Origin of the sequence: Paenibacillus vandeheii, assembly GCF_030433635.1 — a bacterium.
Lineage (GTDB): Bacteria > Bacillota > Bacilli > Paenibacillales > Paenibacillaceae > Paenibacillus > Paenibacillus vandeheii.
This window is the reverse complement of record NZ_JAROCD010000029.1, coordinates 1-17,456: the sequence shown is the minus strand read 5'-3', so window position 1 is coordinate 17,456 and position 17,456 is coordinate 1. Positions and strand designations below refer to the sequence as shown.

Sequence of the window (17,456 nt, the reverse complement as noted above, 5' to 3'; positions counted from 1 at the left end):
CCTATCCTGAAATTCAACAAATATAGTGCTTTTCTAGGAGATCAGATATACTCAAATGGAATGAAATAACAGGAAATGTATACAAGTTGCGCACGTATAGATAGCATCCAGAAAGGAACGAGGATATGAACCAAACAACGAATATTATGGGAATCCCTTTTCCCAATATAACTATGGATCAGACGGTTACAATTCTTGCTGATGTAGTCGATCAGAGACCATCCGAACTGTTCCATGTCATTACAGGAAATCCGGAAATCGTCATGTCTTGTCAGAAGGATCAGGCACTTCGTTCTGTCGTGGATCAGGCAGGCATCGTGACCGCTGACGGTGCGGGCATTGTGATGGTATCCCGCTTTCGAGGCGGAAAATTGGCCGAACGGGTAACAGGTTGTGACCTGCTTTTTCGTTTGTTGGAGGAAGGAAGCCAGAAGAATTGGTCCTTTTATATGCTCGGGGCAGAAGAAAGTGTGAGTAAGCGAGCTGTGGAGGTTATTACGCAAAACTACCCGGGTGTAGTCGTTTGTGGCAGACAACATGGATTTTTCGCAACTGACGAGGAGCAAAGAATCGTAGAGGAGATCTGCGAGGCACAACCTGATTTTCTTATCGTAGCCCTAGGAGCGCCCAATGCTGAACACTGGATCAACAAATATCGCCATCAATTAAATGCTCGTGTAGCGATTGGAGTCGGGGGAAGCCTGGATATTCTGGCCGGCAAAACCAAACGAGCTCCTGCGATATGGCAGAAGCTTAATTTGGAATGGCTTTATCGACTGCTCAGACAGCCTTCCAGATGGCGCAGACAACTCATTTTGCCACGTTTCGCTGTTCGGGCGTTGTTGTTCAGAGAACAAAAGTAATATCAAAGGGACTGGTGACAGGAGGATTGGAGAAAAATCCATGATCAAACTCAAGCCAAACAAAATACATATTATCGGCTCAGTCGGCAGTGGCAAATCTACACTGGCTCGCCATTTATCCGCAAGTCTAGACCTTCCTTATCATGAGCTTGATAACATGGTGTGGCACCGTGTATCTCAAGGACAGGATGTTCGCAATAGCCCGGAGACACGGGACACCCTCTTGCAAAAAGCCCTGCATTCCAATCAGTGGATTATCGAAGGAGTACACTATAAATGGGTGGCAAGAAGCTTCGAGCAGGCTGAACTTATCGTTTATTTGAATACACCCGTATGGAAAAGGAATGTACGCATTCTCAAACGTTTCGCAGTACAGAAGCTTGGGCTGGAACAAGGAAATTACAGACAGACTTTCACCATGCTTTGGCGGATGTATAAATGGAGCTATCAGCATGATCGCAAGGAAAAAGAGCTAATCATGGCGTTTTTGCAGCCTCACCAGCATAAATTGTGCATTGTTCGCAACGAAGTAGAATTGATGGCGTACTTGGAGGAATGGACATATTGAAACGTGCGGATCATGTTGCCAGACCCAGTATGGGTCTTCTAAACCTGGATAAAGGTGACAAAAGTTATCGGCTGACACGCTACGCGCCTTCCGAAGCGCTGAGTCCGTTGGTGAAGCATTTCTGGATCGTCTCCTGGGATCTTACCGGGCTTGATCCTTATCTTCAGCATGTGGTTCCAAATCCATGTGTCAATCTGGTGGTAGAGCGGGGTCGCACCTTTTTCTTCGGTCCATCCGGACAGAAATTCTCCTATCTCGTCCGTGGAAAAGGAAGCGTGTTTGGGGTGAAGTTTAAACCTGGCGGCTTCTATCCATTCATTCGTACTCCCGTTTCCGCATTGTACGAGAACCCCTTGGAAGTCTCTGGTGTGCTTGATATTGAAGCTCCACAGCTGGAAGAACGTCTGCTCGGGGACGGAAGTGACGCGGACAAAGTCAATTATATGGATCAGCTACTCTGTAGCCACCTACCTTCTCCAGATAATCAAGCCGTTCTGGTCAGCCAGATTGTGCTGCAGATTGAGCAACAACGGGATATGTTGAGAGTCGATGATTTATCTGCCTTTTGGAATATGCACACAAGAAAGCTCCAGCGTCTGTTCAATCAGTATGTGGGCATCAGTCCCAAAATGGTGATCAAGCTCTATCGCCTGCAAAATGCTGCTGAGCTAATGGAGCGGGGTGTGGATTGTGATCTGGTTAAGCTGTCCCAAGACCTTGGATATCATGATCAGTCGCACTTTATTAAAGATTTCAAATCCATTATCGGCAGCACACCTGAAGATTACGTCCATTCCAGAAGATGAATCAAGAGTAATATTTAGCACAATTAATTTGTGTAAAATTAAATTTCTACTATCAGTTCAGATTACAAACATTTATACTGAGTAAGACTAGTAAACAAATGACATATAGGAAGCAAGGTGTTTCGTTTGATTAGTATTATTTTTGTTGCTCTTGTAGCCATCGAACATTTGTACATCATGGTAATGGAGATGTTTCTGTGGACTCGTCCACGTACAATGAAAACGTTTGGTCTTACCCCTGAACTAGCGGAATCCACCAAATCCTTGGCAGCCAATCAAGGTCTGTACAATGGATTTTTGGCCGCAGGCTTGATCTGGGGACTCGTTTATCCGGATGGAACCGTCGGACAGCACATCCAGATCTTCTTCCTGGCATGTGTCATCATCGCCGCCATATACGGAGCCGTAACCGCTACACGATCCATCATTATCAAACAAGGGCTGCCTGCGATCATTGCATTACTTCTGGTTCTTTTCCTCTGATCACCTGCTGACCCATACCATGCTCGGATTCATTACAAGCTCCAATGTGGTAAGGTAAGGATATATATGCATTGGATTATGCCTGATCACTGTGATTGGCTTGGAAAGGAGAACGTTTCATGGGACTGTTTGACAAGCTTCGGCGTCGCAAAAAGGAACATGTACCCGCAGGCGGAGCCGTAAATACTGCTCCCTATAGCGAAACCATCGTTGGATTTGTTTTGCTGGAGCGGGATGATTGTAACTTTGACTCCTTCATCAGCAATATGAAAAACGAGTGGAATATTGTAATTGACGACCGCCCGGAGGAAGGCAATCTTTTTTTCGAAGTCGATGGAATGCAAGTGGTGTGTGCACATATAAATGCTCCTGTCCCTGAACGCGAAGTAGAGGAGAATGCCAAATTAAATGTGCTATGGCGGGAAGCGGTACAAGTCACTTCACGACATCAATCTCAGATTATTGTCTCTGTTCTGAATGCAACCGACGCAATTCAGGCACATATTCTGTTCACCCAAACGGCGAACGCCTTACTTCAGCTTGATCACGCGCTGGCTATATATATGGCACCACTTGTGGTGGAAGCAGGTCAGTACGTGGAAATCAGTCGTGGACTTAAGGAGCAGGATCTGCCCGTCTCCCTCTGGATTTTCATCGGATTATTTCAAAGTCCTGAAGGCGCCTCGGCTTACACTTATGGATTGCGAAATTTCGGAAAAGATGAGATGGAAATTACTCAATCGGCTGAGCCGTTAAGTGAAGTATTTGAGATGATGTATATGACTGTGACTTATATTGTCGAAAACGATGTAACCCTGCATGACGGCGAGACGCTTGGCTTCTCCGCAGAACAAAAGCTGCCCATCACCCGTTCGGAAGGAATTGCCACAGAGGGCAGCAGCTTGAAGATTGGTTTTTAGACATCGTTAAAAGCCGTCCAGATCTCTCGTGACTGGGCGGCTTTCTTATGCTTGATGTCCGTTTAACTCATCAACACACGGTTCCCTGAAATTGTATCTGCTAGGAGTACATAGTTCATAAGTATTATAATATATTGAATTTTGTTTTCATATCTGCAAATTGTGGGTATAATTAATAGGTCAATAGACTTATATAGTACATAATATTTTATCGCAAAGGAGTTGCCAAATGTCTGTAAAACGATTGGATTCACCTCAACCTATTATTGAAATAGTTTGGGAAGGGATGGTCTCTCCTGAACAGGTGGAACAAACAAATAACGAGATAAAAAAAATAGCAGATCAATTGGGTAACTCGTTTGATCTGCTGGTGGACATGCGCAATATGAAGGCATTTCCTCAGGATACAAAAGAGAAAATGGTGGAGCACCAGAAACTGCTGGCACAGTGGGGCATGAAGCGTGCGAGTGTAGCAGTAGGCGGGGCGATTGCCAAAATGCAACTGAACCGGATTTCCAAAGAATCGCAGCATCAGACCGAATTCCAGTGGGAAACGATTGATGAAGCTTTGGCATTTTTATTGAACTAAAAAGGGCTGTTATGTGAGCACAAAGGAACTATGGTGCAAGGAACATGAAGTCATATCTTAAGGCGCTTCCCAGATAATAAGGGAACGCCTTTTTATATTTTTAAACTCTTCATATGAATACTTCATCATGTTTGCGAAAAGGTCATGGATTCATCGCACATACCATCGTTACAGATGTGCCACTCATGCCTTGTTCGACGAATCCGAAACGCCGATAGAGCCGAATGGCTTCATTATCCGGGTCAACACTAAGCGAAACGGCGTCGATTCCCCGCTTTTGAGCCTCTTCTAACGCCGCCTGGATGAGACGGGTGCCTATTCCTTTGCCACGCGCAGCCTCAATCACAGCCATTCCCATCTCGGGTGTAGCCGCATTTACATAACCGTACCCCGCATTCTGCTCCGTAAAAAACCGCAACGTCACCGAGCCCATACGCTTTCCCTGAGAATCCACGGCGATGAATCCAAAATCCCCCTCTCTGCCCCAGCCTTCAACGTACTTGGACATGCCGGGGCTATGGATGATCTCAGGTTCAAAAGGCTCTTCGCCCTCCCGCTTGAACATGGATGCATACAACATCTCCCACAGAAAAGGGATATCCTGCTCCTCAATGGGACGCAATTGATACTCCGTCATTCCTTCCCCTCCTTCAAATTGGTAAAGAGGCGTTCCATTTCGTTTACATTCAAATCATTGGTAACTTCATAATTTTCAAGCTTGTCTCTTGTTTTGTATTCACTATAGATGGAGACAGCATGATCGTTATAAAACGTAATTCCAAAGCCTTCTTTAAATCGATCTTCTTTCTTAATCGTAAGCCGCCATTCAAAGTAATATGGGTTCCCCTTGGATCGCTCTGAGATATCTGTTTGCTTTACTCTTCTTAATTCGATATCCTTCGCTAACTTCAACATATTTCTAATCTCTTGGGGATCTTTAATAGTCAGTTCTTCTTCATCGTATGGATCGGCGGTCGGTATTTTCTTAATAACCAGACGATCCAGTGTATCCAGCATACTCATATGATCCGTGACCTCTGCACGAAAAGTGGTGTGTTGCCTCGACATGTACATCGGTATCACAATAGCTGCAATCACAATTACAATGACTGCACCAAGAATGGTTATGGTTCTTTTTCTCATTGAAATCTCCTCTCGGTGTTGGGTATATCAGGAAATTAACAATTGCATTTCAAGTATACCATCTCATCATCCAAATATTGTTCTTCACCATTAAAATAATCCATTAAATACATGCATTTTATATAGAAAATACCTCTTTATAACCAGTCATTTTAAATTTTATGAGATGCTAACTAACTTGATAAATATCGATATTATGTTTTTGAAAAAAATGTCGATATACTACATAAGCTTTCAGCTTTGCCTATACTGGCAGCGGACATCAAAGGGGGAGATTGGATGAAACTTAAACCGAAATTAATGGTGATGTTTCTGGCTGCTGTATTGATTACAGCGATTCCACTGGCAACACTAGGCTTATACCAAACAGAGAAACAAGCCACTCGCAATGTCGATTCCAAATTAACTGGATTAATGTCCTCAGCGGCCAACCAATTGGATGGATGGATCAGCAGAAATGCCAAAGTTGTGGAAACTCTGGGGTTTGTAATTCAGGAAGCGATTCCGGCTGGACAACTGAACGAAGATTATTTTGATATCATGAAGCTGGGCAGTAACAAAGAGAGTCTGTCGGATCTTTACTATGGCTCAGAACAAGACGGTCATTTCATGAATGGCTCGGATTGGACACCTGATGCGGGGTATGATCCACGTGAGCGTTCCTGGTACCAACAAGCGAAGCAGGCCAATCAACTGGTTTTCTCGGATCCCTATCTGGATATGATGTCGAAGCAATACGCGGTGTCCATGACGATGCCGGTCCTGAATAAAGACGGACAGCTACAAGGCGTCGTGGCAGGAGATTTACTGCTCTCTACCCTTACAGATACGGTGGGAAAAATCAATTTGGACGGGCTGGGATATACATTTCTAATCGATAAAAAAGGGATGCTTCTGGCTCACCCTGACGAGAAACTGGTAAGTACCTCGGCCTCTGAAAATGCGGAATTAAAACCACTGCTGGCCGATATGCAAGCTGCCACCTCAGGGGAGAAGAAGTTTAACTACAATGGTGAAAATTATCTGTTGTACTTTAACCAAATCCCCAGCACAGGCTGGGTGGTAGGCTCAGTCATTTCCGAAAAATTGGCCTATTCCGAATACTATGAATTACGAAATAACTACATTCTGATTATCGCTGTTACCCTAATCGTAGTTATGGCGGCAGCATACTGGATTGCATCACTATTCATCAAACCGCTGAAAAAATTGGGCGCAACCTCCCAACAGATGTCGAATGGTGACTTTACGGGTCGGGTACAGATCAGAGGTAAAGATGAGTTTGCAGAGTTAGGTACAGCATTCAATCAGATGTCCGCTCAACTCAGTCTGCTGCTGGAACAGGTCACCTCCTCTGCTAACCGGGTGCAAAGCATCTCGGGTGAGATGGAAGAGCATACGGACAATACCAAACGCATTGCCGAGCAGATCTCCATCGCCACAGATGAGCTCGCTCAAGGGTCCAGCAAACAGGCGGAATCGGTCTATGACGGTTCAAGTCGATTGTCAGAGATGAGTAATAGTGTTGGCGGCATTAACCGCAGTGTGGAGCAATCGGTAACGATGATGCGAGAAGCAGGGGAAGCCATGCTTGCCGGAATGCAAGCTGTGGATCATCAGGTGGAACTTGCGGACGGCAATCGGAGTTCCATTGACCGCGTAGGTGAGTCGATCACGCTTTTGGCGGAGAAGTCGCAGAAAATCGAGGACATTGTCGGCATGATTCGAGGCATCGCTTCCCAGACTAATCTGCTCGCCCTGAATGCTTCTATTGAAGCGGCCAGAGCGGGTGAACATGGACGGGGGTTCGCCGTCGTTGCCGAAGAAGTACGGAAACTGGCCGAACAGTCTTCGGACTCGGCACAGGATATCATTGTTCTGCTGGATGAGATTCAGGCGGCAAGTCGTCAAAGCGTGAGTGAAGTTACTTCGGCCGAACAAGGTATTGAGCAGCAGGTAGCTGCTGTTCATGAGATGCGCGAGTCGTTTACCCGTATCAAGCAATCCATTGACGGCATCGACAGCCAGCTTCAGCTGGTATCCTCTGCTACAACCGAGCTGGATGAGAGCTCTGGCAGGATTGCAGAAGTGATTTCCAGTGTTGCAGCCATGTCGGAGCAGAGCGCAGCTTCCACGGAAGAGGTTGCTTCTTCTACGCAGGAACAGTTCAATTACATTACAAGCATCTCGGAACGTTCCAATGAGCTGACTCAGCATGCCAATGCACTGTATGAGGAAGTGAAAAAGTTCAAGATCTAACTTAAACAAGCCGTGTTCACCCATAGAGGTGAGCGGCTTGTTTTTTTATGACGCATATGTTTGTTTTATAGTCAGTTGTATGCTTATTTTTTGTAGTGTTTTTTCCTGAAAGTCGAAGGAATTCCTATTACGACCCTGTTGTTTTCATCATTAATCTGATACATTGCCTGTCGAGTCTCTAATGACCAATTCAGGCTTCAGGACAATTTTCTGTGGTGATTTACCTTCATCTTTTAGCTCATCAATTAATAAATCAACGGCACGATGCCCCAGATCATCAATAGGTTGGGCAACCGTAGTCAGAGGTGGACTGGTTACTGAAGCCAGAATCGTATTATCAAATCCGATGATTGATACATCTTCAGGCACACGCAGGCCTAGCTCTTTGGCAGCCTGAAGCGCACCAATCGCCTGCATGTCGTTGCAGCAGAAAATGCCTGTCGCTCTATTCTTTTCCCTAAGCAGCACGAGCGCCTCTTTTTTGGCTGAACCCAGATCGGCAGATGACTCTCTCACCTGATCCGCTTCAAGAGAATGACCCGCCTTCTCCAATACTTCCCGAAATCCGCGTACGCGTTCCTGACTGCTGCTGACTTTGAACGGTTCGGACAGCACCGCTACGTGAGTATGACCCAATTCAAGCAGATGCTGCGCTGCCAAAGCACCGCCAAGCCTATCATCGATGGCAACGGTATGCACCGATAACGACGGCATATGACGGGCAATCAGAGCAACAGGTATGGACTGTTGCAGAAGTGGGGACAGAATTTCGGCGTTATCAATGCCCGTTCCGATCATCATGCCATCGACCCTTTTTTGCTGAAGCAGATTCAGATATCGCTCTACCCGCTCGTCCTTATTGTCAGTGCTGCAAATTACGACGCTATAACCCAACTGCCGACTGCGATCCTCTACCGCTCTGGCCAGCTCAGCAAAATACGGATTGGAGATATCGGGCACGAGCAGCCCGAGCGTGTATGTCTGCTTACCTGTAAGTGCCGCGGCGATCGCGCTCGGCTGATAGTGAAGACGCTCCATGATCTCCATAATCTCGGCGCGCCGCTTCTCGCTAATTTTCCCTTTGCCGTTAATAACCTGTGAGACGGTTGCAATGGATACACCCGCCTCGCGTGCTATATCATATATGGTTGCTTTCATTGTTATTTCCCCATTTGTGCTATATATAAATTTCCTTATATATAGGTAATCGTTTTCTTCTCATTATGCAGGGGGAAGTCCGCATACGCAACTTGAAGCCGAATCAAATTATGAACCAAGCCTGGAATACTTCCTGGATAACGAATAATGGAATCGGATAACCTGGCTCACTTGAAGGATAAAATATACGAGTATGCCATCTACCTGCATTACTTTTTATTCATAAGCCAATCATGGTCCGGGTCGTTGTGAAACTTCCAGGTCCGGGTTGGTCCTGCCATCACATTCAAATAGTAGACCTCGTATCCCGGAGGAGCACCTACCGGATGGTATCCACACGGGACAAGCACAACTTCCCCATTGTTCACTGCAAGCGTCTCATCCACAGCGCGATCATCTGTGTAGATACGTTGAATGGCAAACCCCTGCTCTGGCTGTACTCGGAAATAATACGTCTCTTCGAGCAAGGATTCGTCAGGTAGGGCGTCCCGATCATGTTTATGCGGAGGATAGCTCGACCAATGTCCATCTGGCGTGAACACCTCAACGACGAGCAGGCTGTCTGCTTCTTTTTGTTCCGGCAAAATGTTGTGAATCTGTCGTTCCAGGTTGCCGTAACCACGTGTCTCAACACCTACATCTTCGGGAGCAATCAGACGAGCCGGATACGTGCCTTTACCTGGTGCCGCACATATGGCAATCTCCAATGCAGTAAGAGCCGTGAACTCCACCTGATCTAAACTGGATACGTAAACCGAATACGGAGGAATTTTCTCGAAGATGCTCATTCTTTTCCCGATATTCTCCCATGTATGTTCACGAGTACTTACATTCGCCAAACCACTCAGAATTACAATACAGAGTTCCTGATCCCCGCTCTCACGATTTAGAGTCTGCCCTTCGGCAAGCTGTACGACCTGAAACCCAACATATTCCCAGCCCGCAGACTCTGGTGTGACCGTCAACAACGTTCCGTCTACTTTCGGATTCAATACGGGTTTTACTACGCGTTCTGACATGCTTCCTTCCACTCCTTCCGATATTTTTTCTTAATTCTGATGGCTGTCTATTAGATGAAATGGATTATATATGTTCAATTAAATATTTACACGATAACGAAGAGGACAGAAAAAACCTGGAGAAGCGAAGCGTTCGCCTTTATCCCCGGATTTCCCCTCTGGAAAAAGAAAATTTGAAACTCTGGGGATAACAGTGATCGGAAGGTTGTTCTGTCATCGTAGTGGTTAGTGTAAATATTCTTAGTTGAACTTTTATAGTTATGAAAATGGTCCTACGGAGCAATCGTCTGCGATTCCAGCGACATTCCAGGAACTTCCCGCAGTTTCACAGGTCTGCCTTGTTCCATGGACATGCGCGCGGCAAGCGCAATGCGTTCTGCCTGAACCGCATCATTTCCGCTCACGATGACAGGAGAATCATTCCTGATTGCATCGATGAAAAGAGCGGTCTCCTGTACATACGCTTCATTGTATCGTTCCAGGAAAAAGTGCAGCGGCTTGTCGCGCATCAGCCCGGCTGATGTACTGACTTCTGCCGTATTTGGATGATCATTTGCAGCTGTAGCGCTGCCCAACGAGCCAAATACCTCGACACGCTGATCGTATCCATATACCGCCTGGCGGCTGTTATCAATGACGCCAATGGCTCCATTTTCAAAACTCATTGTCACAATGGCCGTATCCACATCGCCGTGTTTCGCAAACACAGGATGAATCAGCACATTGCCCTGAGCATAGACTTCCTCCACCTCACTCCCGGACAGATACCGGGCCATATCGAAATCATGAATCATCATATCCATGAAAATCCCGCCAGACACCCGAATGTACTCCGCTGGCGGCGGACTCGGGTCACGAGAAGTAATTTTGATAATATGCGGTTCCCCAATTATTCCATCCTGCACATGTGAACGTACCCGTCTGAAGTTATGGTCGAAGCGACGGTTGAATCCAATTTGCAGCTTTACCCCGGCCTTTTGCACGGCTGCAACAGCTGCCTGAGTTTGATGAAGGTCCATACTAACAGGCTTCTCGCAAAAAATATGTTTGCCCGCCTGGGCTGCCTGTTCAATCAGTGGCACATGTGTATCTGTTGAGGAACAGATTAGCACTGCATCCACATTCGGCATGTCAATCAGTTGACTGCTGTCTGTCGTTACCACCGGTATGCCGCGTTCGGAGGCCCACGCCTCCAGCTCGGGTCCTGCAAATAAATCACTGATACCCACAATCTCGGCATGTGGGTTGCGCAGGAGATTATCTGCATGAATTTTGCCAATGCGCCCAGCGCCGATGATGCCAATTCTCACTTTGTCCTTGCCCATTCCGTTATCCTCCCTGTACGTGTCCATGTGCACTCAACGTTCTCCCCTTGGCCTGGGTATCCCCTATGCCCTGAGTGACTACCAGCGGGCAGTGACCATCTTTTTGCGAGTATAAAACTCAACGCCATCCGTGCCATTGGCATGCAAATCACCGTAGAAGGATTTCTTCCAGCCGGAAAAAGGGAAAAATGCCATTGGCGCTGGTACGCCCAGGTTAATGCCCAACATGCCCGCATCAATGGTTTCACGGAATTGACGCATGCTCGCTCCGCTGCGGGTGAACAGACACGCCCCGTTGGCAAAGTCGGAACGGTTCGCCAGTTCCACAGCTTCCTCCAGCGTAGCTACCCTCGCCACCGAGAGCACTGGTGCAAATATCTCGTCCTTCCAGATCTTCATGGTGCTCTGCACCTCATCAAATACTGTCGGACCAACGAAATAACCGGACTTGCCTGTCGCCTCATCTTTACGACCATCCCGGATCAGAGCAGCACCTTCCTGTTCTCCGGATTCAATGTAGCTGAGCGTACGTTCCTTATGTGGACCACGAATTACGGGACCCAGGAATACCCCTTCATCCATACCGTTACCAATCGTGATTCTGTCTGCCGCTTCCACCAGCTTTTGTACCAGCGTATCAGCGACATCCCCCACGGCGACAACAACCGAGCAGGCCATACAGCGTTCTCCGGCTGAGCCGAAGGCCGCACTGGTGATTTCTTTCACCGTCAGGTCGAGATCGGCGTCCGGCATAACGATCGAGTGGTTTTTGGCACCCGCAAGCGCCTGCACTCGTTTGCCATGCGCGGAAGCGGTGGTATAGACGTATTCGGCGACAGGCTGTGAGCCGACAAAAGAAATCGCTTGAACATCCTTGTGTTCAAGCAGCCCGTTCACGACGTCATGCGCACCGTGAACGATATTGAGCACGCCGTCCGGAAGCCCTGCTTCCTTGAACAGCTCAGCCAAGCGGCCTGCCAGCAGCGGTGTGCGCTCGGACGGCTTCAGGACAAAGGTGTTACCGCACGCAATCGCCAGCGGGAACATCCAGCACGGTACCATCATCGGGAAGTTGAAGGGGGTTATTCCCCCAATAACACCGATTGGGTACCGATACATGCCCGACTCCAGCCCGGTAGCGATGTCGGGCAGCTGTTTGCCCATCATCAGGTTCGGAGCGCCTGCCGCGAATTCGACGCATTCAATACCGCGCTGCACCTCGCCATAAGCTTCGGCATAGCTTTTACCGTTCTCTAGCGTAACCAGCCGGGCAAGCTCTTCCCAGTGCTCTACCAGCAGCTGCTGGTAGCGGAACAGGATGCGCGCACGGCGAGGAACTGGCGTGCCGCTCCAGGACGGGAACGCCTCCCGTGCCGTCTGGACGGCCAAATCCACGTCCGCCTGTTCAGACAGCGGCACGTGTGCAATGACCTCTTCCGTAGCCGGATTTACGACCGGCTCCGTACGGGTTGCCGCCGGGGTCACCCAGGCACCCCCGATCCAGTTTTGAACCATTGTCGCTGTTGCTGACGCTTCCGAAATCCCTTTTCCCATAGCCCTGTCTCCCTTCGCTTATATGTGCGTTGCCTCAAATTACTCCATGTACTCCAAATACTTCAACACGCTTCAGGACACCGTAATTTCGCCCCGATTGCAGCGTTCAATATAATCATTCACTTGTTCGACCGTTGGCATTGCATCCGAGCAGCTATGGCTGGAAATCACGATACTTGCTGCCGCACTGCCAAACGCCATGCTGCGTTCAATCGTCCACCCCTGCATCAACCCATACAGGAAGCCCGCCGCGTAGGAATCACCTGCACCAAACGTTTTCACCACACGCGCAGGGTAGCTGTCCGCTTGATGAGATAGCCCTTCACCTGTATAGGCAATGGAGCCTTCCTTTCCATGTTTGATGACCACAATTTTGGCGGAAAAGTCGAACCATTTTTGCGCGGTCACCTGATCGCTATGGTCTGGATTATGGTCAAACGTCTCCATCATGTCGAACTCTTCACGTGTGCCCAGGATGATATCGCATTTCTCAGCTGCGAGGTTATAATAGACCGCCGTCTCTTCTGCTGATGTCCATGTGTATGGACGATAGTCCAGATCAAACACAATGACTGTGCCATGCTTTTTCGCATAGGTCAGTGCCTGAAATACCGCTTCACGCGATGGACTCTGGGCGAGGGCTGTGCCTGAGATCAGCATCACTTTGGAGTCAGCAATCAGCTGTTCCTGCACTTCTCTCGATTGCAATAACAGATCAGCTACATTGTCGCGATACATCAGAATGCTGCAGTCGGTTGGGCTTTTGATCTCGGTAAAAGCAAGCCCCGTCACAGCCCCGGTATCATCCGTTACCACGTTTGATGTATCGATCCCATTCCGCTCCAGATAACTGTTAATGAATCTGCCCATCTGGTCATTCGCGATTTTGCCGATAAACGCCGTTTCCATGCCGAGTCTGGACATGCCAATCGTAATATTGGCCGGAGATCCGCCCACATATTTTGTAAAGGTCATTGTCTCTTCCATCGGGCGATTGATCTCGTTGGCATTCAAGTCGATGCACAGACGGCCAATCGCGGTGAAATCCATCTTCCTGGAACCAGGAAAGGATACGTAGGTCATTGCATTTGAACCCCTTTCTATGATGGGATTTTGCATGTATATATGGATAGCTTATTTAGAATTGCGAAGTTTAAAGTTTAAAGTTTCGTCTCTGTAGTGTTGTTAGAAAAATCATCAAACTTACATACTCATCATCCGGTTTACCTCATGGTATGGCTCTCTCCCGATTGCCATGACTTTATCAGCTGTGCTGGTATAAGGACTCCATATATTGCAAGGATCTCCGCGCATACTCATAAGGATTATGAATTGCAGGATCCTGCTCCCCTTCAAGCATCGCCCAGCCATCATAACCTCGGGTGATTAGTTCCTGCAGAATCGGCGCAAAATCAATACAACCATCTCCGGGAACCGTGAATACCCCTTTACGGATGCAACCCACAAAATCGGACTGTTCAGCCCGTGCTTCGTCCAGCACTTGAGGACGAATATCCTTCAGATGAATGTAGGCAATCCGGTCATAATGCTTGCGTAGGAGAGCTAACGGGTCGGCTCCACCGTAGTAGGCATGGCCTGTGTCATAGAGCAAATAAACAAGGGATGGGTCAGTCAACTCCATCAGTTTATCGATTTCCTCCGGCTGCTCGACTACCGTGCCGCCATGATGGTGATATGTCAGCTTCAACCCGTGCTCACGGGCGATGGCACCTGCTTCGTTCAGCCCCTCAGCGAGGATTTCCCATTCCGATTCACTGAGTCTTAATACTTCTTTTTCATGAGGTGTCCGTCTTGGATCAAAATGCAGGGAACCACCTACTTCCGCTGTACTAATCACAGTGCTGCCCATCGATTGCAGAAACTCCGCGTGTCTGCGATAGCTGTCCAGCTCAGACTGACGATACGCCGGATCGGAGAACAATACCGATTTCCACTGGGAAACAAGGCGTATGGTGCGTTTACCTAATTCCTCGCTCAATGTGTCTGGATCCGTGGGATATTTGCGTCCCATCTCCGTACCTGTCAGTCCGAGCCGCTGAATATCATCCAGAATCTGTTCACATGTTGTTGCATCACCATGCTCCTTCACATCCTCTCCGACCCAGTTGATCGGATGAATCCCGAGCTGAAATGGCAGCTTGTTCATGGCTCCACGTCTCCTTTTGTCGTTCAACATTTCTCGCATCATTCAGTGCAGTGTGCTGAACGATGCATTTTGCATAATTTCGAATCAACTCACTCCTAAGTGCAAGATATTTAGAGGGAAAAGCAACCTGATCCATACAACGGATTCACGAGTAAAGCATTTCTATCTATATCATGCTGGTTAGAAGATACTTTTGGATTAATGCACATGCATGCGCAATTAAATGAGTTTAGCCTTGGCACGGTTTGCCTGCATCGCGTGGTGAGCATGAACCACTTTTTCTTCCGTAGATACTTCTGGCACGCCCACATTCCACCACGACTCATATCCGCCTGCATTGGTTCCGGGAACAACCGGAATTTCAATCAATGTAGTTACGGTCTCATTCCGTGCATCTCTTAGCGCCTGCTCCAATTGTTCTGTCGTCTCTATCTTATAGGCTTTGGCTCCAAGGCTGCGGGCATGAGCTGCAAAATCGATAGGCATGTAATCCCCTGTCAGTCGTCCGCTCTCCGATTCCCGATAGCGGAACTCATTGCCGAACCCGTCACTTCCGTGCTCCCGCTGCAAATTGTGAATACACTGGAATCCGTTATTATTAAATAGCAAAATGGTCATCTTCTTCTGTTCCTGCAAGCTCGTCACCAGTTCAGAATGCAACATCAGGTAACTACCGTCACCCACCATGGCATACACTTCACGATCCTGCTCGGCAAGAGCTGCTCCGAATGCCCCGCTTACCTCATAGCCCATACAGGAGAAGCCATACTCCATGTGGTATGTTTTTGGTGCGGATGCACGCCACAGACGGTGCAAGTCTCCGGGTAAACTTCCCGCAGCACACACGATGACAGAAGAAGGGTCAATGGTCCGGTTAATGACACCCACCGCAGTGGTCTGGGCCAGCCCAGCCTCGTGCTGCAGTCCATAAAGCCGATCCACCTCGCTGTTCCATTCATCCCGCAGTTCGGCGATCTCGGATGTTCTGTAACCACTGCGGTATTGCTGTTTCTGTAAAGCCGTTTGCAACGCTTGCAGACCTTCCCGTGCATCAGCCAAAATCGCTTCCCCACCCAGTTTGGCGGCATCCATGCCGTTCAGGTTAATGTTAATGAAAGCCGCATCAGGATGTTGAAAAGCAGACCGGGACGCCGTCGTAAAATCCGAGAAACGGGTGCCGACGCCGATCACTACATCCGCATCTCTAGCGAGCCGGTTGGCAGCCAGAGAGCCGGTAACACCGATGGCCCCCACATTAAGTGGGTGGTCCCACGGCAAGGCACTCTTGCCAGCCTGGGTCTCGGCAACCGGAATGCCAAATGCCTCGGCGAATTCAGCCAGCTGCGCGGACGCCTCTGCATACAACACGCCGCCGCCAGCAATGATCAGCGGCCTCCTTCCACGGGCAATCTGCTGCGTTGCCCGTTCAATAGCCGCCTGGACCGGGGGCCGGCGGTCCAGGTAATGCACCTTACGGGCGAAGAACGATTCCGGGTAATCGTACGCCTCTGCTTGCACATCCTGCGGCAGCGCCAGCGTGACCGCGCCCGTCTCCGCCGGGTCTGTCAGCACGCGCATCGCCTGCGTGGCAGCCATCATCAGCTGTTCGGGACGCACGATACGATCCCAGTATTTGCTGACCGACTTAAACGGATCAGTGGCTGAAATTGTATAGTCCCCGCTGACCTCCAGCTGTTGCAGCACGGGATCTGGTTCACGTGTCGCAAAGTTATCACCCGGAAGCAATAAAACAGGAATCCGATTGACTGTTGCGGTTGCCGCTGCGGTAATCATATTCAGTGCACCTGGTCCGATAGATGTCGTGCAGGCATAAATTTGTCTTCGGTTCTTCTGCTTGGCATAGGCCGCTGCCGTATGTACCATGCCTTGTTCGTTCTTACCCTGCATATACGTCAGGCTTCCTGAACTACGCTCCAGTGCCTCTCCAATCCCCGTTACGTTGCCGTGTCCAAATATGCCGATAACACCTTTCACAAACTTGGTTTCCACCCCATCCACAGAAATATATTGCTGATCCAGGTATCGGAGCAGTGCCTGAGCCATCGTCAGTCTAATTGTTGTCATGGATTGACATCTCCCTTCCCTTTACGGGTTAAGCGCTTAATCTACGTTAAGTTTAAGCACTTTACCCCTAAAGGTTAAGCGCTTAATTGATATAGTATTACAGGCGGAAGGATTAGGCAAGATGTTTTTGTAAGCGTTTTAAATAAATAAAAATTAAACCCTACTTGTGAATATATTTCTGTGCACTATCCTATCGTTGTTAATGAGGAGATCTGATAATCTCATATCTCTAAGCTTCCGTAATCATAATGGTACTATTGAGATTAGGTTTGTTAGCAGTGGAATGAGTACCAGGTGCAGATGGGCACGTAAAAAAATACAAAAAGAGAGATGGCAAGAACCATCTCTCTTTTTGTATTACTATAAAGCGGGTGATGGGAATCGAACCCACGCTATTAGCTTGGAAGGCTAAAGTTCTACCATTGAACTACACCCGCAAGTAAAAATCGGGATGACACGATTTGAACATGCGACCCCCTGGTCCCAAACCAGGTGCTCTACCAAGCTGAGCTACATC

The 17,456-nt window shown here is 48.2% G+C and carries 16 protein-coding genes and 1 tRNA gene; 7 read left to right on the top strand and 10 right to left on the bottom strand.

The window, feature by feature from the left end:
- Positions 1–125 precede the first annotated feature (125 nt).
- From P5G61_RS31405 to P5G61_RS31380, 6 genes are all read left to right on the top strand, one after another.
- Positions 126–863: a WecB/TagA/CpsF family glycosyltransferase gene (locus P5G61_RS31405; RefSeq protein ID WP_301250059.1), complete on the top strand. Its 738-nt coding sequence runs from the start codon at positions 126–128 to the stop codon at positions 861–863.
- 40 nt (positions 864–903) lie between these two features.
- The gene (locus P5G61_RS31400) at positions 904–1,431 is read left to right on the top strand and encodes an AAA family ATPase (protein WP_301250058.1); all 528 of its coding nucleotides are present in this window, start codon (positions 904–906) and stop codon (positions 1,429–1,431) included.
- The gene (locus tag P5G61_RS31395; RefSeq protein ID WP_301250056.1) at positions 1,419–2,237 is read left to right on the top strand and encodes an AraC family transcriptional regulator; all 819 of its coding nucleotides are present in this window, start codon (positions 1,419–1,421) and stop codon (positions 2,235–2,237) included. Before P5G61_RS31400 ends, P5G61_RS31395 begins: the two co-directional genes overlap by 13 nt.
- Before the next feature lie 126 nt (positions 2,238–2,363).
- Positions 2,364–2,720, top strand: coding sequence for a DUF1304 domain-containing protein (locus tag P5G61_RS31390; RefSeq protein ID WP_301250055.1), 357 nt, complete (start codon positions 2,364–2,366; stop codon positions 2,718–2,720).
- A 119-nt stretch (positions 2,721–2,839) separates the two neighbouring features.
- On the top strand, positions 2,840–3,640 hold the full coding sequence (locus P5G61_RS31385) for a DUF4261 domain-containing protein (RefSeq protein WP_301250054.1): 801 nt from the start codon (positions 2,840–2,842) through the stop codon (positions 3,638–3,640).
- Positions 3,641–3,869: 229 nt separating this feature from the next.
- Positions 3,870–4,229 (top strand): STAS/SEC14 domain-containing protein, encoded by a 360-nt coding sequence (locus P5G61_RS31380; RefSeq protein ID WP_301250053.1) that lies wholly within the window; start codon positions 3,870–3,872, stop codon positions 4,227–4,229.
- Positions 4,230–4,371: 142 nt separating this feature from the next.
- On the opposite strand, the gene P5G61_RS31375 is transcribed toward P5G61_RS31380, so the two are convergent.
- Positions 4,372–4,866, bottom strand: a complete 495-nt coding sequence (locus tag P5G61_RS31375; protein ID WP_301250052.1) for a GNAT family N-acetyltransferase — start codon at positions 4,864–4,866, stop codon at positions 4,372–4,374.
- Positions 4,863–5,372, bottom strand: a complete 510-nt coding sequence (locus P5G61_RS31370) for a hypothetical protein (RefSeq protein ID WP_301250051.1) — start codon at positions 5,370–5,372, stop codon at positions 4,863–4,865. Before P5G61_RS31370 ends, P5G61_RS31375 begins: the two co-directional genes overlap by 4 nt.
- A 279-nt stretch (positions 5,373–5,651) precedes the next feature.
- Between P5G61_RS31370 and P5G61_RS31365 the strand changes: the two genes are divergently transcribed.
- Complete coding sequence (locus P5G61_RS31365; RefSeq protein WP_301250049.1) at positions 5,652–7,631, top strand: methyl-accepting chemotaxis protein; 1,980 nt, start codon at positions 5,652–5,654, stop codon at positions 7,629–7,631.
- 150 nt (positions 7,632–7,781) lie between these two features.
- Here the strand turns inward: P5G61_RS31365 and P5G61_RS31360 are convergent, their stop codons facing one another.
- The 8 genes from P5G61_RS31360 to P5G61_RS31325 form a co-directional block, all read right to left on the bottom strand.
- Entirely contained in the window at positions 7,782–8,789 is a 1,008-nt protein-coding gene (locus P5G61_RS31360; protein ID WP_301250048.1) for a LacI family DNA-binding transcriptional regulator, read from the bottom strand.
- A gap of 209 nt (positions 8,790–8,998) precedes the next feature.
- A complete protein-coding gene (iolB, locus tag P5G61_RS31355; RefSeq protein WP_301250047.1) occupies positions 8,999–9,808 on the bottom strand; it encodes a 5-deoxy-glucuronate isomerase in 810 nt (269 codons plus the stop codon).
- Positions 9,809–10,080: 272 nt separating this feature from the next.
- Entirely contained in the window at positions 10,081–11,133 is a 1,053-nt protein-coding gene (gene iolG, locus P5G61_RS31350) for an inositol 2-dehydrogenase (protein WP_301250045.1), read from the bottom strand.
- 78 nt (positions 11,134–11,211) lie between these two features.
- Positions 11,212–12,687 carry a CoA-acylating methylmalonate-semialdehyde dehydrogenase gene (locus tag P5G61_RS31345; RefSeq protein WP_301250044.1) on the bottom strand — a complete coding sequence of 492 codons (1,476 nt, stop codon included), beginning with the start codon at positions 12,685–12,687 and terminating at the stop codon, positions 11,212–11,214.
- Between the two features lie 72 nt (positions 12,688–12,759).
- Positions 12,760–13,770 (bottom strand): 5-dehydro-2-deoxygluconokinase, encoded by a 1,011-nt coding sequence (gene iolC, locus P5G61_RS31340; protein ID WP_301250042.1) that lies wholly within the window; start codon positions 13,768–13,770, stop codon positions 12,760–12,762.
- A 181-nt stretch (positions 13,771–13,951) separates the two neighbouring features.
- The gene (iolE, locus tag P5G61_RS31335; RefSeq protein ID WP_301250041.1) at positions 13,952–14,854 is read right to left on the bottom strand and encodes a myo-inosose-2 dehydratase; all 903 of its coding nucleotides are present in this window, start codon (positions 14,852–14,854) and stop codon (positions 13,952–13,954) included.
- Between the two features lie 219 nt (positions 14,855–15,073).
- The gene (iolD, locus tag P5G61_RS31330; protein WP_301250040.1) at positions 15,074–16,939 is read right to left on the bottom strand and encodes a 3D-(3,5/4)-trihydroxycyclohexane-1,2-dione acylhydrolase (decyclizing); all 1,866 of its coding nucleotides are present in this window, start codon (positions 16,937–16,939) and stop codon (positions 15,074–15,076) included.
- A 366-nt stretch (positions 16,940–17,305) separates the two neighbouring features.
- Positions 17,306–17,376, bottom strand: a tRNA-Gly gene (locus P5G61_RS31325).
- Positions 17,377–17,456: the final 80 nt, after the last annotated feature.